The organism is Bradyrhizobium sp. 134, assembly GCF_023074155.1.
In the GTDB taxonomy this organism is placed as follows: Bacteria; Pseudomonadota; Alphaproteobacteria; order Rhizobiales; family Xanthobacteraceae; genus Bradyrhizobium.
Window position 1 is genome coordinate 198,033 of the sequence record NZ_JADPKX010000045.1, and the last position, 26,451, is coordinate 224,483.

32 protein-coding genes are annotated in these 26,451 nt (G+C 63.0%); 14 read left to right on the forward strand and 18 right to left on the reverse strand.

Annotated elements, in window-relative coordinates; genetic code table 11:
• Positions 1–8 precede the first annotated feature (8 nt).
• Positions 9–131 carry a hypothetical protein gene (locus tag IVA75_RS40145; RefSeq protein WP_256465266.1) on the reverse strand — a complete coding sequence of 41 codons (123 nt, stop codon included), beginning with the start codon at positions 129–131 and terminating at the stop codon, positions 9–11.
• Positions 132–298: 167 nt separating this feature from the next.
• On the opposite strand from IVA75_RS40145, the gene IVA75_RS15845 reads away from it, so the two are divergent.
• On the forward strand, positions 299–1,075 hold the full coding sequence (locus IVA75_RS15845) for an EAL domain-containing protein (RefSeq protein WP_247290466.1): 777 nt from the start codon (positions 299–301) through the stop codon (positions 1,073–1,075).
• Positions 1,076–1,094: 19 nt separating this feature from the next.
• Here IVA75_RS15845 and IVA75_RS15850 read toward each other — a convergent pair whose 3' ends face one another.
• From IVA75_RS15850 to IVA75_RS15870, 4 genes are all read right to left on the reverse strand, one after another.
• Positions 1,095–1,271, reverse strand: a complete 177-nt coding sequence (locus tag IVA75_RS15850) for a hypothetical protein (protein ID WP_247290468.1) — start codon at positions 1,269–1,271, stop codon at positions 1,095–1,097.
• A gap of 478 nt (positions 1,272–1,749) precedes the next feature.
• Positions 1,750–1,953 carry a hypothetical protein gene (locus IVA75_RS15860; protein ID WP_247290478.1) on the reverse strand — a complete coding sequence of 68 codons (204 nt, stop codon included), beginning with the start codon at positions 1,951–1,953 and terminating at the stop codon, positions 1,750–1,752.
• Between the two features lie 137 nt (positions 1,954–2,090).
• Complete coding sequence (locus tag IVA75_RS15865; RefSeq protein WP_247290480.1) at positions 2,091–2,267, reverse strand: hypothetical protein; 177 nt, start codon at positions 2,265–2,267, stop codon at positions 2,091–2,093.
• Between the two features lie 140 nt (positions 2,268–2,407).
• Positions 2,408–2,653, reverse strand: coding sequence for a hypothetical protein (locus IVA75_RS15870; protein WP_247290482.1), 246 nt, complete (start codon positions 2,651–2,653; stop codon positions 2,408–2,410).
• A 270-nt stretch (positions 2,654–2,923) separates the two neighbouring features.
• Between IVA75_RS15870 and IVA75_RS15875 the strand changes: the two genes are divergently transcribed.
• A complete protein-coding gene (locus IVA75_RS15875) occupies positions 2,924–3,109 on the forward strand; it encodes a hypothetical protein (protein WP_247290484.1) in 186 nt (61 codons plus the stop codon).
• A 286-nt stretch (positions 3,110–3,395) separates the two neighbouring features.
• Entirely contained in the window at positions 3,396–4,682 is a 1,287-nt protein-coding gene (locus tag IVA75_RS15880) for a divalent metal cation transporter (protein ID WP_247290486.1), read from the forward strand.
• A gap of 154 nt (positions 4,683–4,836) precedes the next feature.
• On the opposite strand, the gene IVA75_RS15885 is transcribed toward IVA75_RS15880, so the two are convergent.
• On the reverse strand, positions 4,837–5,025 hold the full coding sequence (locus tag IVA75_RS15885; protein WP_027566617.1) for a hypothetical protein: 189 nt from the start codon (positions 5,023–5,025) through the stop codon (positions 4,837–4,839).
• Between the two features lie 174 nt (positions 5,026–5,199).
• Between IVA75_RS15885 and IVA75_RS15890 the strand changes: the two genes are divergently transcribed.
• Positions 5,200–6,414: a mandelate racemase/muconate lactonizing enzyme family protein gene (locus IVA75_RS15890; protein WP_247290489.1), complete on the forward strand. Its 1,215-nt coding sequence runs from the start codon at positions 5,200–5,202 to the stop codon at positions 6,412–6,414.
• Positions 6,415–6,420: 6 nt separating this feature from the next.
• Here IVA75_RS15890 and IVA75_RS15895 read toward each other — a convergent pair whose 3' ends face one another.
• The 4 genes from IVA75_RS15895 to rocF all read right to left on the reverse strand — a co-directional run bounded on the left by IVA75_RS15895 (position 6,421) and on the right by rocF (position 9,746).
• Positions 6,421–6,717 (reverse strand): hypothetical protein, encoded by a 297-nt coding sequence (locus IVA75_RS15895; RefSeq protein ID WP_247290490.1) that lies wholly within the window; start codon positions 6,715–6,717, stop codon positions 6,421–6,423.
• A gap of 89 nt (positions 6,718–6,806) precedes the next feature.
• A complete protein-coding gene (locus tag IVA75_RS15900; RefSeq protein ID WP_247290492.1) occupies positions 6,807–7,349 on the reverse strand; it encodes a cytochrome c in 543 nt (180 codons plus the stop codon).
• Complete coding sequence (gene soxC / locus IVA75_RS15905; protein ID WP_247290494.1) at positions 7,336–8,607, reverse strand: sulfite dehydrogenase; 1,272 nt, start codon at positions 8,605–8,607, stop codon at positions 7,336–7,338. The genes IVA75_RS15900 and soxC overlap by 14 nt, the downstream gene beginning before the upstream one ends.
• Positions 8,608–8,768: 161 nt before the next feature.
• Positions 8,769–9,746, reverse strand: a complete 978-nt coding sequence (rocF, locus tag IVA75_RS15910; RefSeq protein WP_247290496.1) for an arginase — start codon at positions 9,744–9,746, stop codon at positions 8,769–8,771.
• A 243-nt stretch (positions 9,747–9,989) separates the two neighbouring features.
• Here rocF and IVA75_RS15915 point away from each other — a divergent pair, with 243 nt between their 5' ends.
• Positions 9,990–10,274 (forward strand): hypothetical protein, encoded by a 285-nt coding sequence (locus IVA75_RS15915; RefSeq protein ID WP_007612789.1) that lies wholly within the window; start codon positions 9,990–9,992, stop codon positions 10,272–10,274.
• Positions 10,275–10,286: 12 nt separating this feature from the next.
• On the opposite strand, the gene IVA75_RS15920 is transcribed toward IVA75_RS15915, so the two are convergent.
• Together IVA75_RS15920 and IVA75_RS15925 are read right to left on the reverse strand one after the other, a co-directional pair.
• Positions 10,287–13,028: an EAL domain-containing protein gene (locus IVA75_RS15920; protein ID WP_247290499.1), complete on the reverse strand. Its 2,742-nt coding sequence runs from the start codon at positions 13,026–13,028 to the stop codon at positions 10,287–10,289.
• Between the two features lie 59 nt (positions 13,029–13,087).
• Positions 13,088–14,368 (reverse strand): FecR family protein, encoded by a 1,281-nt coding sequence (locus IVA75_RS15925; protein WP_247290501.1) that lies wholly within the window; start codon positions 14,366–14,368, stop codon positions 13,088–13,090.
• Between the two features lie 129 nt (positions 14,369–14,497).
• Between IVA75_RS15925 and IVA75_RS15930 the strand changes: the two genes are divergently transcribed.
• The 3 genes from IVA75_RS15930 to IVA75_RS15940 all read left to right on the forward strand — a co-directional run bounded on the left by IVA75_RS15930 (position 14,498) and on the right by IVA75_RS15940 (position 17,890).
• On the forward strand, positions 14,498–16,294 hold the full coding sequence (locus tag IVA75_RS15930) for a POTRA domain-containing protein (protein WP_247290503.1): 1,797 nt from the start codon (positions 14,498–14,500) through the stop codon (positions 16,292–16,294).
• A 154-nt stretch (positions 16,295–16,448) separates the two neighbouring features.
• Positions 16,449–17,279, forward strand: coding sequence for an alpha/beta fold hydrolase (locus IVA75_RS15935; protein ID WP_247290504.1), 831 nt, complete (start codon positions 16,449–16,451; stop codon positions 17,277–17,279).
• Between the two features lie 293 nt (positions 17,280–17,572).
• The gene (locus IVA75_RS15940) at positions 17,573–17,890 is read left to right on the forward strand and encodes a cytochrome c (RefSeq protein WP_247290506.1); all 318 of its coding nucleotides are present in this window, start codon (positions 17,573–17,575) and stop codon (positions 17,888–17,890) included.
• Between the two features lie 197 nt (positions 17,891–18,087).
• On the opposite strand, the gene IVA75_RS15945 is transcribed toward IVA75_RS15940, so the two are convergent.
• Both IVA75_RS15945 and IVA75_RS15950 read right to left on the reverse strand, forming a co-directional pair.
• Positions 18,088–18,429, reverse strand: coding sequence for a phasin (locus IVA75_RS15945; RefSeq protein WP_027519308.1), 342 nt, complete (start codon positions 18,427–18,429; stop codon positions 18,088–18,090).
• Positions 18,430–18,571: 142 nt separating this feature from the next.
• Complete coding sequence (locus IVA75_RS15950; RefSeq protein WP_247290508.1) at positions 18,572–18,772, reverse strand: hypothetical protein; 201 nt, start codon at positions 18,770–18,772, stop codon at positions 18,572–18,574.
• Between the two features lie 740 nt (positions 18,773–19,512).
• Between IVA75_RS15950 and IVA75_RS15955 the strand changes: the two genes are divergently transcribed.
• Positions 19,513–19,869: a hypothetical protein gene (locus tag IVA75_RS15955; RefSeq protein WP_007612800.1), complete on the forward strand. Its 357-nt coding sequence runs from the start codon at positions 19,513–19,515 to the stop codon at positions 19,867–19,869.
• Between the two features lie 46 nt (positions 19,870–19,915).
• Here IVA75_RS15955 and IVA75_RS15960 read toward each other — a convergent pair whose 3' ends face one another.
• The gene (locus IVA75_RS15960) at positions 19,916–20,491 is read right to left on the reverse strand and encodes a hypothetical protein (RefSeq protein WP_247290510.1); all 576 of its coding nucleotides are present in this window, start codon (positions 20,489–20,491) and stop codon (positions 19,916–19,918) included.
• Positions 20,492–20,537: 46 nt separating this feature from the next.
• On the reverse strand, positions 20,538–21,065 hold the full coding sequence (locus tag IVA75_RS15965; protein ID WP_247290512.1) for a GcrA family cell cycle regulator: 528 nt from the start codon (positions 21,063–21,065) through the stop codon (positions 20,538–20,540).
• Between the two features lie 166 nt (positions 21,066–21,231).
• Here IVA75_RS15965 and IVA75_RS15970 point away from each other — a divergent pair, with 166 nt between their 5' ends.
• Together IVA75_RS15970 and IVA75_RS15975 are read left to right on the forward strand one after the other, a co-directional pair.
• Positions 21,232–21,840: a S24 family peptidase gene (locus IVA75_RS15970; RefSeq protein WP_007612810.1), complete on the forward strand. Its 609-nt coding sequence runs from the start codon at positions 21,232–21,234 to the stop codon at positions 21,838–21,840.
• A 95-nt stretch (positions 21,841–21,935) separates the two neighbouring features.
• Positions 21,936–22,211 (forward strand): hypothetical protein, encoded by a 276-nt coding sequence (locus IVA75_RS15975; protein ID WP_247290514.1) that lies wholly within the window; start codon positions 21,936–21,938, stop codon positions 22,209–22,211.
• A 39-nt stretch (positions 22,212–22,250) separates the two neighbouring features.
• Here the strand turns inward: IVA75_RS15975 and IVA75_RS15980 are convergent, their stop codons facing one another.
• On the reverse strand, positions 22,251–23,225 hold the full coding sequence (locus tag IVA75_RS15980; protein WP_247290516.1) for a quinone oxidoreductase: 975 nt from the start codon (positions 23,223–23,225) through the stop codon (positions 22,251–22,253).
• A gap of 223 nt (positions 23,226–23,448) precedes the next feature.
• On the opposite strand from IVA75_RS15980, the gene IVA75_RS15985 reads away from it, so the two are divergent.
• The 3 genes from IVA75_RS15985 (at position 23,449) to IVA75_RS15995 (ending at position 26,125) form a co-directional block, all read left to right on the forward strand.
• A complete protein-coding gene (locus IVA75_RS15985; RefSeq protein WP_247290518.1) occupies positions 23,449–23,649 on the forward strand; it encodes a hypothetical protein in 201 nt (66 codons plus the stop codon).
• Between the two features lie 146 nt (positions 23,650–23,795).
• Positions 23,796–24,743: a MoxR family ATPase gene (locus tag IVA75_RS15990; RefSeq protein WP_007601482.1), complete on the forward strand. Its 948-nt coding sequence runs from the start codon at positions 23,796–23,798 to the stop codon at positions 24,741–24,743.
• Positions 24,744–24,748: 5 nt separating this feature from the next.
• Complete coding sequence (locus IVA75_RS15995) at positions 24,749–26,125, forward strand: VWA domain-containing protein (protein WP_247290520.1); 1,377 nt, start codon at positions 24,749–24,751, stop codon at positions 26,123–26,125.
• 18 nt (positions 26,126–26,143) lie between these two features.
• On the opposite strand, the gene IVA75_RS16000 is transcribed toward IVA75_RS15995, so the two are convergent.
• On the reverse strand, positions 26,144–26,326 hold the full coding sequence (locus IVA75_RS16000; protein WP_027519316.1) for a hypothetical protein: 183 nt from the start codon (positions 26,324–26,326) through the stop codon (positions 26,144–26,146).
• Positions 26,327–26,451 lie beyond the last annotated feature (125 nt).

Here is a 26,451-nt window from a genome sequence, read left to right on the forward strand (position 1 = left end):
GCGCAAATTCAACGCGAGCGCGCCTGGTTCTGGTCTCGCCTGGGCTTCTCCCAGGACAGCTTGTTGCAGCCGGAACACCGGAAGATCGCAATCGCCCCCTCGGGTGAACTCACCGCGTCGATGAAGGTCATGGGCTTGTTGCACGCGGCACACATCGGCCGCTGCCTGGTGTCTCGGTTCGCCATCCGCGCAAACGCGGGACAGAGCAGGAGGTTTCTATCGTTCTGCTCTTCGCTGTTCCTTAACGCCTGCGACCTAGTTTTTCCCGCGGCGCTTGAGAGGGCTTGGGGTTCGCGTGATGGCTGTGAAGTGTGCGGGATGTGCCGACGGGACCGAGCTCCCGTTCCAGTTCAAGATGGCGTTTCAGCCGATCGTCAACGTCGTCGAGCACCGCATCTGGGGCTATGAGGCCCTGGTGCGCGGTCCGAACGGCGAAAGTGCGCATAGCGTCCTTAGCCAGCTCACCGACCAGCAGCTCTACCGCTTCGACCAGGCCGCACGCGTGCTGGCGATCGAAACCGCAGGCGCGCTGTTCGACGATCCGGAGGCGCGGCTCTCGATCAACTTCCTGCCGAATGCGGTCTACGAGCCGCGCGCATGCATCCAGAAATCGCTGGAGGCCGCGCGCCGCGCGAGCTTTCCGACCTCGAATTTGATGTTCGAATTCACCGAGAACGAGCGGATCAGCGATCCCGCCCATATCGAAAACATCGTCCGCGCCTACAAGGCCTTCGGGTTCTGGACCGCACTGGACGATTTCGGCGCGGGCTATGCCGGCCTCAGCCTGCTTGCGCGGTTGCAGCCGAACCTGATCAAGATCGACATGGAGCTCGTGCGAGACATCCAGCTCAGCCATCCCAAGCAGGTGATCGTCGCCGCGGTGGCCGCGATCGCGCGCGAGCTCGATATCACCGTGCTGGCCGAAGGCGTCGAGAGCGAGGCCGAGCTCACTTCCTTGCGGGCCGCCGGCATCGCGCTGTTCCAGGGTTACTATTTCGCCAAACCAGGCTTCATGTCGCTGCCGCAGGTTGCGGGGCTCCAGCGGCTGGATGTCTCGATCGCAAGTGCCTCGTGAAGAACGGTGGACGAGGTCTCTATTGTTCTGGAGGCTCGGGATGCCAGATCTTCGGCACCTGGTGCTGAAGCAGCGCCATTGACGCCGCGATCTGCTCCCGGGAACGGCGCAGCATCTGCCGCGTCGTTTGGCTTCCATCAAGCTGATGCGTTTTCTGCCGGTCGAGATACGCCTCGAATTCCTTGCTGGTGAGCATGACAAGCTCCCGTCTTCCTGCTCGATGGGCGAAGTAGGTCAAGAGATGATTGCGGACAGTTCAGAAGTGAACTTAACGAGACCGGCGACAGATACGGCAGCACGCGAGACCATGCATGTCTCCATCGACTTGGGCTGCTGTTTAACCCACGGCCATCGAAGGCATATTTGAAAAGCACATAATTTGTTCCGAGCAGGGAACTGAACTTACCGTTTTCAGTTTTGGAGTCGTCGTCAACAGCTCAGGAGCGTGCGTCGTGATCGGGCATCGCCGCAGAGTGAAGCATACTCGTTCCCTGGAAGAGCGACTGGCCGAACTGGCCGCCCAGTTCAAAGACCTGGCCAATCAATTACCCGCAGGCGCGGAGCGCGACAGTCTTCTCAGGCGGGCACGCCTAGCGGAGACGTCCGCGCACATCAGCGATTGGTTGAAGTCCCCAGGCTTGCAGGCGCCAAAGTAATGCCATCGGCCCGGTATATCATGGGTGATCGGATCGTGCGCGCTTCTGCGTGACGAGGCGCAGCGCGATGCCGTGCTGCCAGGCGCGCACCCTCACCGCCGCCTCGCTGCGACCAAGCTCGCCGGCGATCTCGTCCGGCCGCCAGCCGGCTTCGGCCAGCGCCTTCCGCCGCTCGTGCTCTTCCGCTGTCCACTTCTTCAACAACGGGTAGCGTGATTGCATGGTCGGAAGCTGTCTCGCCTTGCGTGGTCGACGCAGACGAAAAGCGCGCGAAACAAGCGAAGTTCCTATGCGGCGTTCCTCTGCGACCCGCAAAACGCCGTCCTGCAGATTGGGCGGAAGCCGGGGACCGCCCTCACTCAGATCCAGACGTCCTCGCGGCACGAGTCGCAGCGATAGATCAGGATCGAGCAATCGCGCCTCACGTCGAAGATCGAGGTCAGGCAGCGCGTCCCCCTCTCGCATTTGGGGCAGGCCGGCCCCGGCCTGAAATGCTGATCCGGCCTCGTTGCCGGGCCCTGCTGTTCGCTGCTCATCTCATCCCTCATTGGAGGACCGAGTTCCTAAGTGCCAAAGTGGACATTCGTTCCAATGGCGCGGGCGGTGCTTGTGATAGAAGCGAGGGCCTAGACGCCCCATGATCGTGCGCGCTGGTCATGGGCTTTGTCCTGAACCATCAAGCGGGTTTGTCCTGAACGATCAAGCCGGCTTGCTGTTGGCGGGCTCCCCCCCCCCCCCGCAGTTCGTCCAGGCTCTCGAGTGTGGAGATGCGCGCGGCGCGGCGGGCCAGCTCGTCGTAATTTTCCGCCACCTTGCGCAGCACGTCCCGCGTCTCCGGATATTCGCAATTGTCCGCCTTGGTGCGGAATTCTTCCGCCCGCATCCGCCAGTACCGCGGAGGGTGCATCCGCTCGGCGCCCATGGGCCACTCCCCTCAGTTGGTCCAATTGTTCATGTTCGTTAATGGAGAGCGCGTCCAACAGTTCCCGCGCAGATATTCCGGTCCCGCTCGCACGTCCAGATTGCGCAGCAAACTGCAGCCGACGGCGGCATCCCGCGGGACGCGTCAACTTTAGTTCAAATGCAGCAGGGCGAATTCGGCAGGACGCAACGGGTTCGCGCCATGCTGGGACGCGTCCCTTGACAGGTCCCTTGCGACAGACGCAAGGGGGATAGCTCGGAGAGATCGTCGATGTATTTCGTCGCCGCCGCATTGCTGGTGCTGTCCGGACTGTTCTACTCCGCGGGCCATCACGAGATCGGCTCGTTCGGCGTCACCATGTGCACCTATGGCAGTGCGTTCTGCGACAATCCGCTGATCGTCTTTTCCGGCGCCGCGCTGGCCGGCGCCTGGGGCATGTTCGTCAGCATCAAATAATCCCGACCGCACTCTCTGCGGGACGAACACCTTGCTGGTGTCCGTAGTACGGGGGTTGCGGAATGCGCGACAGCCGTCCATGGCCGCCCGGTTGCGCCCGGGGATGCGCGCCAAAGCGGGCACCGGGTATTCTCCGATGATGCACTTATACAGGTGTTTTGCCCGACGAGTCAAAGGCGATTAGCTTTATCCGAATCGGATGAGACGCCCGCTCACCTCTGGCTCGGGAACCTTGTTTCCTGCTTAGCATTTGTGAAGGACGCGCCCGACCGAGGTCCCTCCTGCCATGACCGACAGTGCCCTCACCCCCACGAAATCAACGCCGACGCTGTTGCAGAGGCTGGGGCCGGGTCTCGTCACCGGGGCGGCCGACGACGATCCGTCCGGCATCGCCACCTATTCGCAGGCCGGCGCGCAATTCGGCTACGGACTGCTCTGGACGGTGTTTCTGACCACGCCGTTCATGATCGCCATCCAGCTCGTCAGCGCCCGGATCGGCCGTGTCACCGGCAAGGGGCTCGCCGCCAACGTCATGCAGATCGCGCCGCGCTGGGCGGTGCTGTCGCTGGTCGCCATGCTCGTCGCCGCCAACACCTTCAACATCGCCGCCGACATCGCCGCGATGGCGGAGGCGCTGTCGCTGGTGATCGGCGGCCTCAACCACGAGCACGCGCTGATCTTCGCGGCGGGCTCGACCCTGCTGCAGGTGTTCCTGCCCTATCGGCGCTATTCGCCGGTGCTGAAATTTCTCACCTTGGCGCTGTTCGCCTATGTCGCGACCGCCTTCACCGTCGAGATCCCGTGGAGCACGGCGCTGCTCGCGGCGGTGTGGCCGAAGACGAATGTCAGCGCCGACTATTTCATGATGGTCGTCGCCGTGCTCGGCACCACGATCAGCCCGTATCTGTTCTTCTGGCAGGCCTCGCAGGAGATCGAGGAGATGAACCAGGGCAAGCGCGACAAGCCGCTGCGCGAGCTCAAGCGCGGCGGCAGTCCGGAGCTGGCACGCATCAGGTCCGACACCATCGCCGGCATGCTGCTCTCGAACGGCATCGCCTTCTTCATCATCCTCACCACCGCGTCGGTGCTGCACGCGAATGGCGTCACCAACATCAATTCGGCGACGGAGGCCGCCGAAGCGCTGCGGCCGCTCGCCGGCGACTTCACCTTCGCCCTGTTCGCGACCGGCATCATCGGCACCGGCCTGCTCGCGATTCCGGTGCTGGCGGGCTCGGCCGCTTACGGCGTGGCGGAGATCTTCGGCTGGCGCGCGACGCTTGAGGCGAAGCCCGACGAGGCGGTCGGCTTCTACACCATCATCGCCGCGGCAACCATCATGGGCTTCGGACTCGGTTTCACCGGGATCGATTCGATCCACATGCTGGTCTGGAGCGCCGTGCTCAACGGCATCGTCGCCGTTCCGATCATGGCCATGATGATGCTGATCGTGTCGAGCAAGGCGATCATGGGTCGCTTCAAGGGCCGCTCTTGGCTCATCGCGCTGGGCTGGCTCGGCACCGCGCTGATGGCGCTGGCCGTGCTCGCTTTACTCGGCTCGTCCGCGATCGGTTGACCAGCCTTTCACTAACCTTGCGACAAGGCGGCCGAGATCTGCGAGGCGATGACGAGGGCCGCGAACACGGCCGGCACGCTGATGAACCGCAGGAATTGATCGATCGAAAGCATCGCTGTCTCCCCCAAGACAAAAAGCATCTCCGCCCGCCGCGCTATTCCACCCCGTGCGCGACGTGCTGATCGGCCGTCAGAAACTGATCGGAAATGGCGGCTCCACCCATCGTGAGCAGCGCCAGGATCGAAATCACAGCCAGAAATTTCATGGCCGGAGGGTCGATCCCGATTGTGGCCAAAAACGTCAAAGCATGGTCCCTTTTCAGGACGATCCCGGGAAAGATCATGGCTGTCCCCCACCGGATTCCCCGACCTTTCCCGCCGAAGAAAGGCGGCAAAGCGCCCCCGGCGCAGCTCCGCGGGCTTCACTGCGCAGGGCCATTAGCTTAACAGTTGCGGCTGGAGCGGGGCTTGCGAGCCGGCCAAACAAAAAAGGACCCAGCCGGGTCACAGGGAGCGACATGACCAGATCATCAAAAGCAACGAGTCTCGAAATTCTCGCCTGCGACGCCGGCTGGCGAAACTACCACTTCGTCAAGCTGACGACCGAGGACGGCATCGTCGGATGGAGCGAGTTCGACGAGGGCTTCGGCTCGCCTGGCGTCGGCGCTGCGATCCAGCGCCTGTCCGCCCGCGTCGTCGGGCAGAACGTCTTCCGGCACGAGCGCATCTACGCAGAGCTGTTCGCGGCCACGCGTCCCGCCGCCGGCGGCGTAGTGGCGCAGGCGCTCGGCGCGATCGAGAATGCGCTGCTCGACGCCAAGGCGAAGTGTCTCGGTGTGCCCTGCTACGAACTGCTCGGCGGCAAGATCCGCGACCGTGTCAGGGTCTATTGGTCGCATTGCGCGACGTGGCGGATCAATCATCCGTCCTGGTACAAACCGCCGATCGAGAACCTCGACGGCGTCAAGGCAATGGGACGCGAGGTCCGCGAGAACAAGTTCACCGCGCTCAAGACCAACATTTTCTCCTACGACGACGGCAAGCCAACCGGTTGGCGACCGGGCTTCGGCTCGCCCTTCGCCCCCGAAATCAACGTCGATCGCAAGATCCTGCGCGACCTGCGCATGCATCTGGAAGCGATCCGCGACGGGGCGGGCCCCGACGTCGACATCCTGCTTGACTGCAACTTCAACGCCAAGACCGAGGGCTACCTGAAGATCCTGCGCACCATCGCGGATTTCGACATGTTCTGGGTCGAGATCGACAGTTTCAATCCGGAAGCGCTCGGTTACATCCGCAGGCAAAGCCCGCATCCGATCTCGTCCTGCGAAACGCTATTGGGCTTGCGGGAATTCCTGCCCTATTTCCGCGAGCAGGCCATGGACGTCGCGATCATCGACACGCCCTGGAACGGCGTCTGGCAGTCGATGAAGATCGCAGCCGCTGCTGAAGCGTTCGAAGTCAACGTTGCCCCACACAATTTCTACGGCCATCTTTGCTCGATGATGAACGCGCATTTCTGCGCCGCCGTGCCGAACCTGCGCATCATGGAGATCGACATCGATCGCCTGGCGTGGGACCGCGAACTGTTCACGCATGAGCCCGAAATTCAGGACGGCCATCTGGTCATTCCGGACCGCCCCGGCTGGGGTACCGATCCGAACGAGGAAGCCCTTCGGGCGCACCCGCCAAAGACCAGCGGCGGATTGCTCAACTACGGCCGCAAAGGCTAGAGCGTCTTACGGCGTCACGGGATTGACGGTCGGGGACGTCTTCGGCCCCGGCCGCTCCGGCTCGAGCGGCGACTTCTGTTCGGTCGGGAGCACTGCGGCGCCTGCGGCGCGGGCGGCCTCGCCCGTGGTCGCATACATCGCAACGTGAGCAGGCTGCGTCTTGGCGCGATTCCATGGCCCATGATCGACGATGAGCATCGCAGCAATGGTCACAGCGGCCACAATCAACGCGATTACGCCGGGATGGCGAAGCGCTGAGGACATGGAATTTGCGAAGCGATCCGTTGGCATCGTGGAATCCATACGTTTTCCTCTCACAGGTTAATGCAGTCGCGTCCTGCGAGTTCCGCCGTTGTCCAGCCCATACGGGGAACCTGAGCGCCACAAGGCATTCAGTGTTTCACATCCGGCCGGGTATCGCCGACGAACCGGTCGCGGTTCGGCATTTTGACAGCCGCAAGCGATTTGGCATCGAGCGTCGCATCCGCTCCTACCAGTCCATTCAGGTTCAGGATGTAGGCGGAGACCGCATAAACCTCCTCATCGCTCAGCGATTGCGGCGCGTTCTGCGGCATCGCGCGGCGGATGTAGTCGAACAGCGTCGGCGCATACGGCCAATAGCTGCCGACCGTGCGGATCGGCTTTGGCGTTGCCATCGTGCCCTGCCCACCGACGAGCCGGTCACCCAGCCCGCCCTCGCCTTTGTCGCCATGGCATGATGCACATTGCTGGGCGAACACCTCGCGCCCATGGCTGACCGAGCCACTTCCCTTCGGGAGATTGCTACCGTCGCGTCCGATGTCGATATTCCAGCCCGCGATCTCCGCAGCTGTCGCGGGGCGTCCGAGGCCGTACAGGCTTTGTGCTTGCGCTCCGCTCGCGAACGCACACAGCAAGATGACGACAGCAATGCCGCAAGTCTCACGCCAGCGCATTGGTCACCTCGCCGTCGGCCGCGATGCGCCACGGCCAGATCGCGTTGTTGTGGTAGAAATAGTTCTCGCCGCGCACCGCGAGCAATTCGGAGAGCGTCGGCTGCACATAGCCGGTCTGGTCGATGGCACGGCTCTGGATCACAGCAGGCTTGCCGTCCCACTGCCAGGGCAGGCGAAAGCGTGTCAACGCTCGCGTCAGCACCGGCTCCTGCAATTGCGCCGGTTGCCAACTCTTTCCCTCGTCGACGGACACTTCGACGCGCGCGATCTTGCCATGCCCGCTCCAGGCGATGCCGGTGATCTCGTGGAAGCCGGGCGCGCCCAGGCGTTGGCCGCCGGAGGGCCTCGTGATGATCGACTTCGACTCCATGTAGAACGAAAATTCACGCGCGGTGCCGTCCGGCAGCAGGTCTGTGTATTTCGAGGTCTCCTCGCGCGAGTAAACCGGCTCAGCCGTCACATGCAGGCGGCGCAACCACTTCACGCTCATATTGCCCTCGAAGCCCGGCAGGAACAACCGCAGCGGATAGCCCTGCTGCGGGCGCAGCCGCTCGCCGTTCTGGCTGTAGACCAGCATGGCGTCCTCGAGGCATTTCTCGATCGGGATGCTGCGGGTCAGTGCAGCCGCGTCGGCGCCCTCGGCGACGACCCATTTGGCTTCCGGCTTCAGCCCGGCCTCTTGCAGCACCAGCTTGAGGCTGACGCCGGTCCATTCTGCACAACTCACCAGACCCACAAGGTCCGACGCGGTCTTGCCGTAAGGCTTGCTGTAGCCGGGATTGCCGGAGCATTCGAGAAAGTGGACGCGCGATTCCGACGGGAAACGCCTGAGATCGTCCATTGTGAAGATCAGCGGGCGCTCGACCAGCCCGTGCAGCATCAGCCGGTGCTGGGCCGGATCGATGGTCGGAACGCCGCCGTGGTGACGCTCGTAGAACAGTCCATTCGGCGTGATGATGCCATCGAGCTCCTGCAACGGCGTCCGGCTGGAGGCCGAGATGTACTGCTTGAGAGTCTTCGAGATGTTCTTGACGACGCCCTTCTCGAACGACGATGGCGCGCCATAGAGCTGGCCCCCCGTCGGTTCGCCCGGCGCCTTCATCCATTCGGGAATGTTGGGTGGAAGGTTGTCGGTCCCGGCAGCAACCGATGCGCCGGCGCCCAGGACAGTACCACCCGCAGCGGCAGCGCTGCCGCGCAGAAAGCGGCGGCGAGTCGTCCCCGCGGATTTGTCGGCGGCGTCGAACGTGCGGCTCATTTGCGGATCCTCGGTTGAAGCGCGACCCGCATGAAACATTCTGCGACGAGCATTTGCAATTCGCACCTGTTTCAAAAACAGGCGATTTCGATCTGGACTGATCTAAATCCGGTGGCGGCGACGGCAATTCTCTTCTTCGCAACGCACAAACGGCTCGTCCGTCACTCGCCCGGCGCGATCGCATTGCTCGGGGTCGGCCGGTCGGCGATCTGCTGGCCGAACAGGCTGCCGATCAGTTCGACCGCGGTGCGCGCGGTGCGCCCACGCTCGTCGAGGAACGGATTGAGCTCGACGATGTCGAGTGAACCGACTACGCCGGAATCGTGCAGGAGCTCCATGATCAGATGCGCCTCGCGATAGGTCGCTCCACCCGGCACCGTCGTGCCCACGCCAGGTGCGACGCAGGGGTCGAGAAAATCGACGTCGAAACTGACATGCAATACGCCGTTGCTGGCCCTGACGCGCTCTATGACGCGGCGGATCAGCACGGCGACGCCGAATTCGTCGATCTGGCGCATGTCGACGACCCTGATCCGGCGCGTGCGCATCAGCTCCTTTTCGAGCTTGTCGATCGAGCGCGCGCCGAACAGGTCGAGCCTGTCGGGATCGATCGAGGCGCGCGGATCGTCGCCCAGCAACCCCTCGAGGCCGGGTTCGCCGCAAAGGAATGCCGCCGACATGCCGTGCATATTGGCAGTGATCGTCGTCTCCGGGGTGTTGTAGTCGGCATGGGCATCGAGCCAGAGCACGAACAGCTCGCGTCCGCGCTCCTGCCAGTGACGGGCCATGGCATTCACCGATCCCATTGACAACGTGTGATCGCCGCCGAGAAAAATCGGCAGCGCGCCGGTTTTCGCGATCTCGTAGCCTCTGCGGCTCAGCACGCGCGTCCAGCGCTGGATTTCGCGGTAGTGATTGGCTTTGTCGGGGGCCCTGTCTGCGAGGTCCCGGAGCTCGGCCACCGAGAGATCGCCGTAATCGACGACCTCGAAATCCAGGCTCTCGAGCAATGTCGCAAGGCCGGCAGTGCGGAGCGCCGCAGGGCCCATCAGGGTACCGCGCTGCGAAGCCCCCATGTCGATGGGAGCGCCGAGCAAGGCGATGCGCCGGGCTCGATCCGTCGTGGTCCGGTCGGTCACAGCTGTCTCCTGACATCAGCAAGATTGAGCCAGCCTAACAGAGATTCGCATCCGTCGTTTCACGGGGGCGGTCCGCGCAGGGGCGGATCGTTTCGGAACAAAAGCCCGCGCGCCGAATTGCTCATTCAAGGCCGGTACCCGCCGTAAAAACCACGGCGCCTGTCGCGGATAGCCAAAGGTCATCTGACCCGCTGTTCAGAACGAGCGCTCGCGCGGATAGCCAAAGGTATCGGCCTCCGTCACATGATCAGCCCGGAGGTCGCGCACTTGAGCACGGAGATCCCGCAGTCCACCTCACATCCCGGCATGGCCGAGCGCGCCATCGATGCCGCGACGGACGTATCCCGCACCATCGGTGAAGTCGCGGGTGGCCTGCATGCAGCTGTCGACCGCATGACCTCCGCTATCGACGAAGCGCGAAAGCCGGGCCGGCCCCTCGCGACCGTCGCCGCGATCACGCGCGAAGCGCCGCTCGCCAGCCTGTTCGTTGCTTTCCTGTTCGGCGTCGCGGTCGCGCGGCGGCGCTAGAGCAACGTATGTTCAGGCCGCACTGACGGCGGCGCACTCGGCTGCGAGGAACTGCCGCTCGAATGCTTCCGCCGGCATTGGACGGCCGAAGAAATAGCCCTGGCCTTCCTCGCATCCCATGCTCACCAGGAAGTCGGCCGTAGCGCGATTCTCGATGCCCTCGGCCACGACCGTCAGTCCGAGCTGTTTGCTGAGGCCGATGGTCGATCCGACGATCGCGGCATCGTCGGAATTCGCGAGCAGACCGAGCACGAACGACCGGTCGATCTTGAGCCCGTCGAGCGGAAACTTCTTCAGATAGCTCAGGCTCGCATAGCCAGTGCCGAAATCGTCGAACAGAACGCGGACGCCGAGCTGCTGGATGCGTTTGAACATATCGAGCACGCGGGCTTCGTCATGAAGCAGGATGTCCTCGGTGACCTCGAGCTCGAGCAGCGACGGCGTGAGCCCCGTCGCTTCGAGCATCCCCGCAACCGAATGCGCGAGATCGCCGGAGTGCAGCTGCGAGGGCGACAAATTGATCGCGACGCGCACTCTGTCGCCGGACAATTCCCAGGCGCGTGCCTGCCGGCAGGCGGTCTCCATCACCCAGTTTCCGATCCGCTCGGACAGGGCTGAGCTGTTGACCACCGGCATGAACTCTCCCGGCGAAACGTAGCCGCGCACGGGGTGCCGCCAACGGATGAGCGCTTCGGCTCCGACCAGGCTGGCGTCGACCAGGCGAACCTGGGGCTGGTAGAACAGCTCGAACTCGCCCCGGTCCGCGGCAAGCGCCAATTCGCTCTCGAGCGTCAGCCGGTTTTCCAGCTCCTCCCGGATCGCGCTCTCGAAGATCACATGGCCGCCGCGCCGCGTCAGCTTTGCCTTGGTCAACGCAAGATGGCCGTTGCTCAGGAGATCGTCGGCGTTGTGCCCGCCTTCCGGATGGACCGCGACGCCGATGCTGATCCTGACGCGATGCTGCCGCGCGCCGGTCGCAAGCGGCGCTTCGAACGCGCGCGCGATGCGCTCGGCGAACTCTGCGATCGGCTCGTCGGTATTGGCCCCTTTGCGCGCAATGGCGAATTCGTCTCCGCTAAGCCGGGCAACGACAGCGCCGTCGCGCGCCTCGGCTTTCAGACGAGTAGCGACCGCCTGCAGCACGAGGTCTCCGGCGGAATGACCCAGCATGTCGTTGATGCTCTGGAAGCCGTCGAGCCCGATCACGAGCAGCGCGACCTCGCAAGGGCGCTGCCCGGCATCCGCGATCATGCCGACCAGGGCGGCATGCAGCGTGTTGCGGTTGGCAAGGCCGGTCAGCGCGTCGTACTCGGCGAGGTATCTGACGCGTTCGGCCTCGCGCTTACGGACCGAAATATCGCGCAGGATGGCTCCGTACTGGAAGCCGTCCGTTCCCTGCCAGCCCGAGAAGCTCGCCTCGACCGGGAAAGTTTCACCGTTCTTGCGCCGCCCTTCGAACTCGATGACGACCGCTCCGCCGGGTGCGAGGAGTGCCTGGCGCGCGGCGTCGCGCGTGGACGGCCTCGCCTCACCGTCCACCGGAACGGCACATAGCGTTTCGAACGGGCGGCCGATGATCTCGGCGGGCATATAGCCGAAGATCGCGCTGGCGCCGGGGTTCCAAACGGTGATCAGCTGATCTTCGTCGGTGCAGACGAGGCCATCGCCGAGCGACATCGCGATACGATGAAAGCGGCTTTCGGCGATGCGCCCCAGCAGACCGCGGAAATCGATTTCGTCGAGTGCGATCGCCGTCAGATAAGCGACAATCGCGATGTGGAACAGCGATGTGTCGATGATGAAGGGCCATCTTGCCTGCACGAGGATCGCAACCAGCTCGAAGGCTGCCCCGGCCGAGATCAAGATTGCGACGCGAATTCCCGGTGCGAAGCGGCGCCACGAATACACCATCAGCAGGCAAATCACAGCGAGACCCAGGATCATGCCGGTATCGGAAGTCCAGCGCAGCATCCGGTTCTGCAGGATCGATTCCGCTGCCAGCGCCTGGAGGATGGGTCCGGAGATGATGCGGCCATTTGGAACGCTGAAGCGGTCGCCGAGTTCGAGCGCCGTCGCTCCAATGATGATCTTCTTGTCTCTCAGCCTGTCGAGAGCGGCGGCTTTGCCGCGGAGCACGTCGACATAGGAGACACTTGGAACGGAGCCCGCCCGAATGCTGAAATCGATCAGGAACGGCGGCCGCCGATTGGCGTCCTGCCCGGCCAGCACGACGGCCATCGAAGGCATCAGGGCATCGCCGAGCTTCTCGCCGAACGGATATCGGCGAACGAGCCCGTCGGATTCGATGGCGACATTGACCAGCGCGGGCCACGACTGGTTGCCGAACGGCTTCAGGGGGCGATTGATGTGAGCTGCGCCGCCATTCGGCGCCGGCTGCTTGAAGGACGGCAGGATGGTCGAGCCGCCGGCCTCACGCAGCGCGTTGACGAAAGCCTCGTCGGAGGCCGCATCGGATGGCGAGCTGAAATCGACGTCGAAAGCGACGTCCTGTGCCCCCGCAGCCTCTAACCTTTGCAACAGTTCCGCGTGCAGCCGGCGCGGCCAGGGCCATACCCCGATCTGGTCGATTGAGGGCGCGTCAATGGCCACCACGACGACGTTGCCGCTCGCGGCGCGCGATTGCCAGGCAAACCGTAGGTCGGTCAGCGCGTTGCGAAGCGCACCATGCCACCCCGTCGACAGCACGATCGCCAGCGCGGTCACGACTAGAATATGCGGACGATAGCGCTTCACTCCGGTCCTCCCGCGCACCCGCTTCTGCGGTTGCGCCCCCTCATCCCCAGGAAATCGCCTCAGTGCTTGTTGTGGCCAAAGGCATTGCCGTGGCCATTGCTGCCGTTGCCGCCGCCATTGCCATTGCCGTTGCCGTTGTTGCCCCTGCCGTTTCCGGTGGCACCGCTGTTGCCATTGCCGTTGCCGGAATTCCCATTGCCGGAATTGCCGTTACCGGAGTTGCCGTTGCCGGGGTTGGTCTTGCCACCGGAATTTCCGCTGCCGCCGCCAGAGCCGTCGCTGGACGCACCAGCCGTGGTCGCGGCTATTGTCGTGCTCGCAGCCGACGAGCTGGTGCTGCCAGCCGTCACGCCGCTGCTCGTGGTGACCGCAGTCTGGACGGTGCTGTTGGATGCGTTTGTGCTAGCTTTCGAGTCGCTCCAGACCGTCTCCGTGCTGGCGTGCGCGTTGCGCACCTGTCCGGGGGCACCGCCGCCGTGGGCGAGCCCGTGCGTGACCTTGTGGACGTTCAGCTTGACCTCGCCGAGCGAGTTCGAGATGCGTACGACGCCGGGCTTTGCAGCACCGCCCTTGGACGCGTGAGCTCCAGCCGCCTGTTGCGATGGCTTGAGCGCGCCAGCCGCCTTGGTGCCCTTATCGATCGGCCCGAGCGCATGGATCATGTGGCCATTCGCCCCGTTGCGCGGCGCCGGCAGGCCCGATTTCGGCACGGGGACGCGCTCGATGCTCGAGGCGCGTGGCTTGCCGTGCTCGATCGGATTGAAGGTCCCGGCGCCGCTCAGGCTGAGACCAGGCTTGCCATGCTCAAAGACGGTGGCGGCCTGCCCCGGCAGGACCTGGGCGATCTGTCCCGTCTTGAAGTCGGAGACCTCGACCTGGCCGCGAAGCACGCCGACCTTGGTGCTGCCCGCATTCACGGTGACGCTGAACTGCGTTCCCTTAACGACAGCGGCGAGATAGGGCGTCTCGACCTCGAAATGCTTGACGTTGCGCTTCTCGACCTCGAGCAGGATCGAACCTGCCTGCTGGATGATGGTAGTCGAGAGGCCCTCCTTGCTCTCGGTCGGCAAGCCGACCACCGAGTTGGGAGAGATCAGGATCGTTTCCTCGCCGCGGACGAGCAGCACGCGGCCATTACGTCCGGTGCGAATGGTGTCGCCGGGCTTGAGCGCCTCCTGCTGATTCAACGAGACCTGCTGCGCGCCGCTGGTGGCGACCCAGACCTCGCCGGTGGCTTTGCCGACCGACCAGACGCCATCGTCGGCGGCGGATGCGCCGCAAGCCGTTCCCAGGATCAGCGCAGCCGCGAAGGCGCACCGCATTCCAATTTTGCTCAGCATGACGATCCTCAGTCCGCGTTACAGCCAGCCTGAGGGGTATCCGAAATCACTCAACATAGGATTAGCGGGAAGCGGCCAGCAGAGCGGTCGCGTTAACGGTTCATTGACCATAAAAAACTATGAAAAATCATGTGGCTAACGAACCCTTATCGCATCAGGGGCACATCTCCGTCGAACTACGGGGACAGGCGCATTGCGCGCGGCGGGAAGCGGCATCTCATTACCACATTGGCGCTGTTAGCCCCTTTTTTCACGGGAGTTCCTCAGGCTTTCGCACAACAGGCGAACCAGCCGGGCTTCGATCCGCGCCAGCCTGAGAAATATTTTGAAAACCAAACCGAGCGGGAATCGCTGACCCGCCCTCCGGTCAGGCTGCCGACAGTCGGCCAGCCCAACACCGGCGGCGATACCAAGCCTCAATTCGTGCTGCGCGGCGTCGATGTCAGCGGAGCCCGGGCCGTTTCCCCCGATCTCATCGCCGCGGTCTACCAGCCCTATGTCGGCAAGAAGGTTTCGCAGGCGGATCTCGCCGCGATCGCAGGCGCGATCAGCGATCTCTACCGTGCCGATGGTTTTCACTTGAGCCGTGCGATCGTGCCGCCGCAGGATATTGCGGACGGACGCGTCCGGATCCAGGTCGTCGAAGGCGCCATCTTGGAGGCCGAGCTGAAAGGCGACGGCGCCGAGCAGTTCGGCGTGAGACCGATGCTTGGGCCGGTTCTGGCTGAGCAACCGTCGCGCCTGGCAACGCTGGAACGTCAGCTCTTTCTCGTCAACGGCAGACCTGGCGTCCGGATCACCGATACCGCACTGGAGGAGATCGGCGGCGCAACCGGCCGATTCCGCCTCATCGTCTATTTGAAGACCTGGCACGTCTTCTCGTCGTTCGGTCTGGACAATCTCGGCTCATCATCAGTTGGTCCGTGGCAGACCTATGCGACCGGCGCGTTCAACTCCTATCTCACGCCCGGCGACACGCTGGCGGTCAATCTGTCGACCATCGCCAACGACCCCCGCCAGCTTGGCTTCGCACGGCTGTCCTACGATGCACCGGTCGGTGTCGACGGTGTGCGTCTCGGCGGGTCCGTCCTGTACAGCGCGGTTAGACCGGGCGATGCACGCCGCCTCGACAGCGATATCACCACGACCGAGGCGTTCGAACTGCGTGCCAGCATCGTCCCATTGCAGTCGCAATCCTCCTCGCTGACCCTGACCGCGGCGACGACCTTCAGCAACGTGTCCGAGCATGACCTTTACGGCGCCTGGTACAACGACCACATCAGGACCGCGAGCCTGACCGCTGATTACCGGCTTCAGGACCATTTCGGCGGCACCAATTTCGCGACGCTGACCTACCGCCAGGGCCTCGACATCTTCGGTGCCTCGCATTTCGAGGACGATCTTTTGTCGCGCGATGGCACGTCATCGAACTTCTCGGTGCTAAACCTCTGGTTCACGCGCTACCAGACGCTCAACGACGTCTGGTCGCTCAAGCTTTCCGCTGCGAGCCAGACGGCGTCACGGCCGCTGTTCACCTCGCAGCAATTCTATCTCGGTGGCGCTGCCTTCGGGCGCGGCTATGGCGCAGCAGAGATCAGCGGGGACAACGGTCTTGCCGGCTCTCTCGAACTGCGCTTCGACCAGAAACTCAACTACCGCTACTGGACCGGCTATCAGCTCTATGCCTTCGGCGACGCCGGCGCCGTCTGGAACGACGGTTACCGCCTGAGCGACGGCCTGTCGCTGACCTCGGCCGGAGCTGGCGTGCGGTTCTTCCTGCCGGACGATTTCCAGGCCGATCTCGGCGTGGCCGTCCCCCTGAGCTACCGGGCGCCCGACAACGACCGCCGCAGCCCCCGCTTCCTGTTTACTCTGTCCAGCGCGCTGCGGCTCTGCTCCGAACGCGGCAAGGGCGGCTGTCTGTAAACCCTCGCCCTTCGCGCTATGGCCCCGGGCATGCGGCTCTTTTGGGGCGCGGCTCACAGACTTGCCTAAATTTAATCCCGTAACCTGCTCACGATCGCTCGATCCGGGAGTTCCCAATGGCCATGTTCAGTCAAAAGTGATTTGAGACGGAACCATGAAAAAGGTTTTTGCTGTTCTGGCGTTTCTCTGCATCCTCGGCGTCGGCCAGTATTTCGTCGTCAGCCGGTTCGCGATCCGCCATGAGGTTTTGACCCTGTTCGACGCCGCGCGCCAGCGGCCGATTGCGGTCGAAATCGCTGTACGGCGCGATTACGAGACCAAGGCCAATCTCGGCCTCTGGAAGCTCCCGCTCGCCATCATCAGCAACGGCAATACTGTCAAGGCCACCGAATATTCCTTCCTCGCCAACGTGCTCGCCGCACGCGGTTATCTCGTCGCGAGCATCCAGCAGGATCTGCCGAGCGATCCGCCGCTGATGACCAAGACCGGCCAGCAATATGTCGGCCGGCGCGAGGTCTATATCCGCTGCGAGGCCAACATCCTTTTCACCTTGGGCGACTTGAAGCGGCGGCAAGAGAACGCCGACTACGACCACATCACGCTCGTCGGGCATTCCAACGGTGGCGACGTTTCGATGTATGTCGCCCATCAGCACCCGGAATTGGTGTCGAAAGTGATCACGCTGGACAATCTGCGAGTGCCTTTCGTGCTTAGCGACAACATGAAGATCCTGTCGTTCCGCTCGAAGGATCCGCATTTCGTAACCGATCCCGGCGTGCTGCCGACGCCGGAAGAGGCCAAGGCGCGCGGCATCGACATTATCCACACCGGTGCGCAGCATACCGAGATGAGCGATCGCGGTCCCGATGCGGTCAAGGAGAAGATCCAGGCGACACTCGACCGCTTCCTGCGCGACAGCGCCAGCAGCGCGCTCGCGCCGGCCGATACACGAAGCCCGATGATCATGAACCCCGGCGACTATTAGTCCAGCACCTTTGCGGCAGATCAAGGCTGCGGCGAGCCGGCCACGCTAGAAAGGGCCTTGCCATCTCGGAGAGACACCGTGTCGTACTCCATCGAAAGCCTTGGTACGAAAAGACTCGCTGCGACAAGCTTTGTCCTGCCTGCGGCAAGGACGCCGAGATTCGCCCGGCATCTCTATCGTTTGGCCCGCAAGCTGCTGCGGTCGATCATCGCCCGCATCGACCTCTCGCAGTTTCCGGGTTCGTGTTGCGGATGAGGACGGCGTCACTAGCCAACAACACACAGGGTTGCCCTATGCACCGGCATTTGAGACGAATCTGTCTGCTGGTTGCAGTGGCCTCGAGCGTGTGCGCGTCGTCCGCTCTCGCCGCCGATGCAGATCACGGCGCCGACCTTGCGAGGCGCTGGTGCGCCAGCTGCCATGTCGTGGCGAACGGCCAGATCCAGGCGAGCGCCGACGTCCCCTCCTTCGCGTCCGTTGCGCGCAGGCCTGACTTCAGTTCGGAAAGGCTCGCCTTTTTCCTGCTAGCCCCGCATCCGAAGATGCCGAATTTCCCCTTGAGCCGGATCGAAGCCGGCGATATCGCGGCCTACATCGCATCGCTGCGCTAGCAGAGCCACCGATCGGTCGAGACACCCGCGACAAATGCTTATCCCTGCCTGAGAACCGACAGGGATCAGCAGAAGGGATGATGGGCGGCGAATGAGGTCCATTCGACGGCCCAGCATGGACCAGTACCCGCATCGACGTGCGGATAATCACGCCCGGGCAAGTCCAATCTCTGGACGCGCCAGGAACACACCGAGAATCAGGACTTGCCCTTCCCTGGCTGCATGAGACTGCCGGTCATCTGGCGCATGTGGTCTCCGGCATTGGTGAACTGGCTGCGCAGGAAATCCGATTGAATTCGCATCGCCTCCTGAAGGTCGGTCGCATGGACGAGCTTGCGAGCATGCTCGAACGCCGACTTCATGTTCTGCTCGGTGAATGCGAGCGCCTGCTTCGAGACGTCCGTCCCCGCACCCGGAACGGTCGTCATCGATTTGGTGGCGGCTTCGAAAAACATGCCGAAAGCTTTTTCCGCCTGGTCAATCGTCTTCTCGGCCAGGTCGCGCAGTTCGGCCGGAACTTCGAGCTTCGGTTCGATCATGGTCGCACTCCTCCCGTTTTCAGAACTGAATACCACACTTGCCGGATCGCCTGCCAGCGTCCAGGCCGGGGAAGACGTCGCCCGGCGGCCGGCTCTGGCAGGAAAACGAAGGGCAAGGGGTAAGGCCAGCGTGCAGGCCGGCTCAGGACAGGGGGTGTTCGGGAAGGGGGTGTTCGGGAAGGGATTCTTCGGTGGCGAGGTCTTCGACGAGCTTGATGACTTCGAAACGCTGCCGGGGCGCGAGCTTCAGAAAGGCGCGGAGCAGGCGCAGGCTTTCGACAGTACCGCTTGCAGGCGCGCCGAGCTTGAGGTGCAGCTCAGCTACGAAATTGAGGTTCTTCATCTCGCACCTATGACAAGCATCGGACTTCGTGATCCAACATCGAGGTCCCAACTAAAAACCGAACGCCACAACCGAACGCCACAACCGGATGCTATGGCGATGGCGCGCTTTCGTCCGGGGGAAGCCCGGTGTGTTCGCACGCCGAGCTACATGTGCAAGCGGCCACACTTGAACAGGTTGCAACTATGTCAAAAAACAACCCTTCCGGCAAGCCTAACAGTTGACCCAGCGATGCTTCGTCTGCATCGCGCCACGGCAATTCCGGATAACAGGAATATGGCCAGCCGTCACCCACCTGCGTCAAGAAGCGTCATCGATCAGGCATGCAGCCTCGATCGCCGTCAATCGACGCCTTGTTTCGTCTTGTTTCAGATGTGAATGGACATTGGTGGACCCGAACCAGTGCTCTTCAGCTTATGCACGTAATTGTTGAGTCCGTCGTCGGCGGTTGTATCGTCCGCGAAATAGACGTCGATCTCGGGCCATGGATCGGTGGCCACAGCGCGGCCTTCTGAACCAAGAGACAGACTGGCGCTTGGATTCCTCTAAACCCGCCCCATCGAGCTCTTGGACTTGGACTCGCCTCTTCGCATCAGAATTCATCGGGCCGCATTTGTTTCCGGCGGTGAACCGTTTTTGAGGAGCAAACGACAAAGCGGTGTCGAAACAGTCACGCAGATCACGGGCGGCATGGCCGATGCATTGATCGATTCGGCGCCCCAGAACCAAAGGACGACGGCATGCTTTCTCGCTGCGATCTCATCAAGGGCGCCGCAGTCGCGCTTCTCACTTTCTCGATACAAGGCGCATGGGCGCAGGAGACCAGGATGAACCTGTTCAAGATCGTCACCATCAAGGACGAAATCGTCGTCGGATTGTCGACGGAGGAGCTTCAGGCGCTCGGCGGCAATGATGCCAGCGCCGTTGCACATGCTCTGGCACAGAAGGGCGATCTCACTGTCTGGCAATACAACGTGCATCGCGGTCCGAACGGCGAATTGCAGCAAGCGCCGACCGCCAGAATCGGGCTTTTGGCCAACGCGTCGCTCCGGGTCGAGCCGTATACCACGACCTACCAGATCCTACCGCATCCCTAAGCAGCAGACCGGCGCGCCTGCGACCGAGGTCGCGGGCGCGCCCTTGTCATCTGCGCTGCCCTGCACGCCGTGTCCCCGTTTCCGTCGCAAAGCCGTAGATCAGTGCCAACCGGTCCAGGCATTCACGAAAACGTCGGGAAAAATAGTCGGTCCAGCGTTGCGTACGAACAGCGCGACGCTGGCCGATCTCGTCCATGGTCAGGCCTAGCACCAACACGTCGTGCACTAGCGCGGCACCGTCGGTGCCGAGTTCGCGCTCGATCCGGTTCAGCCGCAGCACCGCCTGACGTTGGCTCTCGGTAACCGGCTCGCGCGTGCGCGCGCCATCGACATATTCGCGGGTCGGGTCCATCGCCTGAGGGCCACGCTCGGCCCTCTCCCAATCGTTCTGGAAGGCGCGCCCGCCGCGATACTGCGCCTCGTCGATCTGATGGTGCGCGTGCAGCCGGCCGAGCGGATCGCTGCGGATCGACCGCACGGCCATGATCTTCTCGCCGGGGTCGAGCGCCAGCGGATTGTCCACCTCGACTTCCGCGATCTCCGCATTGAACGGTATCTCGCGCGAGCGTCGATCGTAGACATTCGCCAGTTTGTAGGACCTGTTGCGTCGGACACGTGCCACTCGGATACTCCTTGCGAAATTGACGATTGAACGGGCGGTCGTCAGGTCAGGCGGCAGAGACCAGCCTCAGTACGACGGGGCCGGCGATGCGAGTGGATCCAGCTCCGGCGCGGCGCGTCAGGCGCGCATGCGGCGTGCAATAGCTCGAGCCCGGCTCACGCGAATGGCCGCAGAAGGTGATCTCCTCGCCGTCCTTGTCGCCGCCATAAGGATAGCGACAGTCCTCGCCAGCGAGTTCGACCAATGGGACCAGGCGCGGCTGGACGCCGACGCAGCGCAATTTGACCTGCGCGGCAGGCTTCATCGCAGATTTCGGCGGCAGGGTCAGCACCGTAGGGCGGTGCGGCAGGACAAGACAGCCCCCAGACGGCAACACTGGGACGATCGACGGGCTCGCCGTCCGCACCTGCACGACCAGCCCGAGCCGCTTGGCGCGGCCGACCACCGCGTTGCGCGTGTAAGACGTTCCAAACCTTGCGTTAATCTGTCTTCCGATCTCCGCATAAGACATTCCCTTGAGAAAATAGTCGCGAAGCGCGTCGGAGTGCTCCGACGGCCAATGGCCCGGTTCCATGCTGATGTCCTGTGATGCGCCTCCTCCGATCGCACGATCGCGAGGCGAAGCGCACATTCCGGTATTCCGAAGTGAGAGTCAAGCGATAATTCTGATATTCATAATTGCATCAATTCCGAATTTCGGATTACAAGAGGCGGAACGATGGACAATCGAGGGAATCACCATGTTGGACGCTGCAATGATCGAACGGGGCCTGGAAAAGACAGGCAAGAGCAAGGGCGGCCTGGCGGCTGCCATGGGCGTACGGCCCGGCGCGGTCTCGGAGATCCTCGGCGGTGAACGCCTGGTGAAGGCTTCGGAAATCATTCCGATCATGGAATATCTCGAGCTCAATCTGGCGCCGATCATGGGCCGCGTCGGCGCCGGTGCCGTGATCGAGCCGGATTATGAGCAGGTTCCCCCGGAAGGCCTAGGCGACATCGCGCTGCCCTTTCCGATCATGGAAGAGACCATCGCATTCGAGATCGTGGGCGATTCGATGCTGCCCAAATACGAGAGCGGCGACGTCATCGTGGTCTACAAGGACCAGCGCCATCCCCTGTCGAGCTTCTACGGCGAGGAGGCCGTGGTCCGGCTCAAGACCGGCGAGCGCTATCTAAAGACGATCGAGCGGGGCAAATCCCCCTCCGTCGTCAATCTCAGCAGCTTCAATGCCAAGCAGATCGTCGGCGTGAAACTGGAGTGGGTCGGCGAGATCTGCCTCTCCATGCCCAAGGGGCAGCTGGAGCGGCTGCGCGCCAAGTCGGCGCGCCCTCGCAAGAGGAGCAAGTAGGCTGGAATTTCTGTTTTTACGAAATGCACCTTGACTTGATTCCGTTTTTCGGAAATACTCTGCCGTGCCCCACATGGGCACGGCAGGATCGTTTCATGCAGTATTTCGTCGTGATGATCGATTATGGGCGCCGCGGCCGCGAGGCGGTCGTCGACCCTGAAATCACCAGGCGTGAGGTCATTTCCCGCGTTGCCTCAGGTGAATATCGGAACATCTCGTTCATCCACGAGATCGCGGAGAGCTCGGTCGAGGACATTACCGAGGCCATCCTCGCCGAGGCGGCCCTCCCGGAGATCCGGCCCGAAGAAGTCGACTTACAGGCTATCCGCCTCGATCACGCCCACGATCTGCGTAAGCACGAGCCGACGTGACGCAAGGCCAAGCGGCCTGCGCCACAGCCCGGTCGGAGATCACACCGTGAGGACGGTCGATCCCGTGGTCTTGCGCGCGGCGAGATCGGCATGCGCCTTGGCGGCGTCCTTCAGCGGATAGGTCTGGTGCACCTCGATCTTGACCGCGCCGGACTTGACCACGTCGAACAACTCACCTGCCATCGCGACCAGGCTTTCACGCTTGGCGGCGTAGGTGAACAACGTCGGCCGGGTGACGTAGAGCGAGCCCTTCTGCGCTAGCAAACCGAGATTGAGCGGCTCGACGGCGCCGGACGACGCACCGAACAGCGCGGCGACGCCGAGCGGCGCGAGGCAGTCGAGCGACTTCAGGAACGTATCCTTACCGACAGAATCATAGACCACCGGCACCTTCTTGCCGCCAGTGATCTCATCCACGCGCTTCACGAAATCCTCGCGGCTATAGATGATGACATGGTCGCAGCCATGCGCCTTGGCGAGCTTGGCCTTCTCGTCGTTGCTGACGGTGCCGATCACGGTCGCGCCGAGATGCTTGGCCCACTGGGAGAGAATTAGGCCGACACCACCGGCTGCCGCATGAAGCAGGATAGTGTCGCCGGCCTTCACACGATAGGTCTGCCGGATCAGATATTGCGTGGTGAGCCCCTTCAGCATCATCGCCGCCGCGGTCTTGTCGTCGACACCTTCCGGCAGCTTCAGCAGTCGGTCGGCCGGGATCAGCCGCGCCTCGGAATAGGCGCCGAGCGGCGAGGCGCCGTAGGCGACGCGATCGCCCGGCTTCAGATCGGTGACACCGGGCCCGACCTCCTCGACGACACCAGCGGCCTCGCTGCCAAGCCCGCTCGGCAGTTGCGCCGGGTAAAGGCCCGAACGGTTGTAGATGTCCACGAAGTTGAGACCGACGGCGGTATGGCGGATTCGTGCCTTGCCCGGTCCGGGCTTGCCGACACTGACCTCCTCCCAGACCAGCACTTCCGGACCACCAGTCTTGTGAAAGCGAATGGCATGCGTCATGGGCGTTGCTCCATTATCGTTGAGGTCAAAGTCCGAATATCGGATCGGGCTTTGAAATAGGTATTTGGTCCGCCCGTCACAGTACAGAGACGTAACAAGAATGTCACAGCGAACGACAAACCTCCGCCGTTCCGCCTCTGTTCGAAAGAGTTGATGTCGGCCTTGCGCCAGCCGGCAGTAGCCTTCGCGCGGGTTTGGAGGTCGTCTGCGAAGGAGAGCCGAGATGCCAGCTTATGTACAGCATCATCAGGATATCGAGATCGCGCCTGTGATTTGCCCTGCTTGCACAGGGTTCCTTCCAATGTATGTGCGCGAGGTCGAACCGCATTGGAGTCTTGCCAAGATCGACTTCGTCTATGAATGCGCCGATTGCGGCGCCGAGGTCAGACAGTCGATCCGCAAGCCGGAGTTGCTGCGGCACTGATCGCGCGGCTGGTGGCTGCTAGACTATTTGCGCTGAGCGGAAAAAACGCCCATTCGCGCGGGTCTGGGCTCTCCCAAACGAGGCTTGTTCTTTCCCGTGAACGCAGGCAGAACAAGCCTCAATCAAGACCTTTGGAGCGCCTTTTCTTGGCTGAACAGAAGCCCTCGACAGCGATCGAAGCAGTGGAGAGCGGCCTCGCCGCGCAAGGCTACATCGCGAGCCGGCAGATCGCGACCGCCGTGTATTTGTCGCAACAGATCGAGAAGCCGATCCTGGTCGAAGGCCCCGCGGGCGTCGGCAAGACCGAGCTTGCCAAGGCGATCGCGGCCTGGCGCGGCCTGAAGATGATCCGCCTGCAATGCTATGAAGGTCTCGACGAGGCCAAGGCGCTCTATGAATGGAAATACGCCAAGCAGCTTCTCTACACGCAGATCCTCAAGGACAAGCTCGGCGAAGTCCTTGGCGGCGCGCAGACTTTGCACGCTGCACTTAATCAGCTCCACGATTTCGGTGACGTGTTCTTCTCCAAGGAGTTCGTCGAGCCGCGGCCGCTGCTGCAAGCGCTGGAGCAGCCGGGCGGTTGCGTGCTCCTGATCGACGAGATCGACAAGTCGGATGCGGAGTTCGAATCGCTGCTGCTGGAAATTCTCTCCGACTTCCAGGTCACGATCCCCGAACTCGGCACCGTCTCCGCGATCACGCCGCCAACGGTGATCCTCACCTCGAACAGCGAGCGCGATCTCGGCGACGCCCTGAAACGGCGCTGCCTGCATCTGCACATCGGCTTTCCCGAGCAGCGGCTCGAGGAGCGCATCGTCGAGAGCCGCGTCCCCAACATTTCGCAGACGCTGCGGCGGCAGATGGTCGGCTTCATCCACGAAATCCGCTCGCTCGACCTGAAGAAGCTGCCTTCGGTCAGCGAGACCATCGACTGGGCACGCGTGCTGGTGCTCTTGCAGGCCTCGGAGCTCGACACCGAGATCGTCAAGGACACGCTCAACGTGCTTCTGAAATACGAGGCCGACATCGAGGCGGCTCAGCCTCAGATTACGACCTTCATTGCCAAGGCAGCACGATCCAACGTCTTCGGTTGACGCCGATGCGCGAGAATATTCATCGCTTCTTCCGTGCGGCACGGGGCGCCGGGGTCCATGTCTCGCCGGCCGAAAGCATCGATGCGATGCGTGCGGTCGCGCAGGTCGGCGTTTCCGACCGGACCATTCTGCGCGATGCGCTCCTTCTGACGCTCGCCAAGTCGCAGGACGAAAAGCTTGCGCTTGGTGACTGCTTCGATCTGTTCTTCAGCCAGCCGGAGCCGCGGCAGGAACAGTCTGAAGCCGACAGCAACGATGTTTCGGAGGACGCAGATCAATCTCCGTCATCCGGCGAGGCCAGCGATGCGAGCCGCGGTTCGCCTCCCGCAGAATTGGGCCCCCTCGCGCAGATGCTGCTGTCGCAGGATCGCAACGCGATCACCGCCGCGATCGCCAGCGCCTCAGGTGCGGCCTCCCTGTCCGACATCCGCTACTCCACCCAGCGCGGCATCTTCTCCAGCCGCATCCTCGACGCCATGGGGCTCCAGCGGCTACGCGACGATCTCGACGAGCTGACCGCGACCAATCCGGCACTGGCCGAGCGGCTTCGCGCCGCGCTGGATGGCTTGCGCGACGCCGTTCGCGACACTGTCGCGCAGGGGCTTGCGCTCTATGCCCGCGAGGAGGCTGAAAACCTCCGCAACGAGATTCTGCGCAACGCGCCGCTTGCCCGCATCGAGCGGCGCCATGTCGCGGAAATGCGCGCTCTCATCCGCCAGATCGCGCGGCGCCTGCGCGAGCGCTATTCGAAGCCACGCAAGCGCCAGCGGCGCGGTCATCTCGACGTCCGCCGCACGCTGCGCCGCAACGCCGCCTGGGGCGGCATCCCCTTTCTCACGGCCTGGAAGCGCAAGCATCGCGACCGGCCGAAGATCGTGGCGCTCTGCGACGTCTCGGGCTCGGTCGCGCAGGTCTCGGATTTCTTCCTGCTCCTGATCCACTCGCTGCACGAGGTGGTCGACGACGTCCATTCCTTCGCCTTCTCCTCGCATCTGATCGAAGTCAGCGACGTCCTGGAATCGAAACCGCCGGAAGAGGCGATGGCCGAGATCATGTCCAAGGTCGGCTTCGGCTCCTCCGACTACGGCTCTTCGCTGGCCGATTTCGACAAGGAGTTTATGAGCACGCTGACGCCGCAGACCACGGTGATCGTGCTGGGCGATGCCCGCAGCAACAATCTCGATCCGCGCGCCGACATCCTGCGCCGCATCTCTGAGCGCTCGAAGCGACTGGTGTGGCTCAATCCCGAAGGACGTCTCGCCTGGGGCTTTGGCGATTCCGAGATGCCGCGTTATGCGACCTTCTGCAGCGTGGTGCGCCAGTGCGCCACCGCGCAGCAGCTCGAGCGCGCGGTGTCCGATATTGTGGCGACTTATCAGTAGGCCTTACCCAAGCCGACGTCAGTTTCGCATCAGCTCCGTCTGAGCCACATTGCACTCCCGGAAATGATAGGCGATCTCGTCAAGCGCGCGCTGCTCCCATTCCTGAGCTTGCGCAAGCCAGAAAACCCGGCGCTGGAAATCAAGCGCGGCGCGCTCCCGGCACAGGGATTCCTGACTACGAATTTCGACTAGTCTGTTCATGCACTCCACTCCTGCCGTGTGAAGCCATTCCCCGCGAATCAGCGTACAGAATCCCGAACCCTTCGTCTCATGATTTCTGTGCATATTGCGACGCAAAATGGGACAGCAGCGCTTCCCGTGCAGTG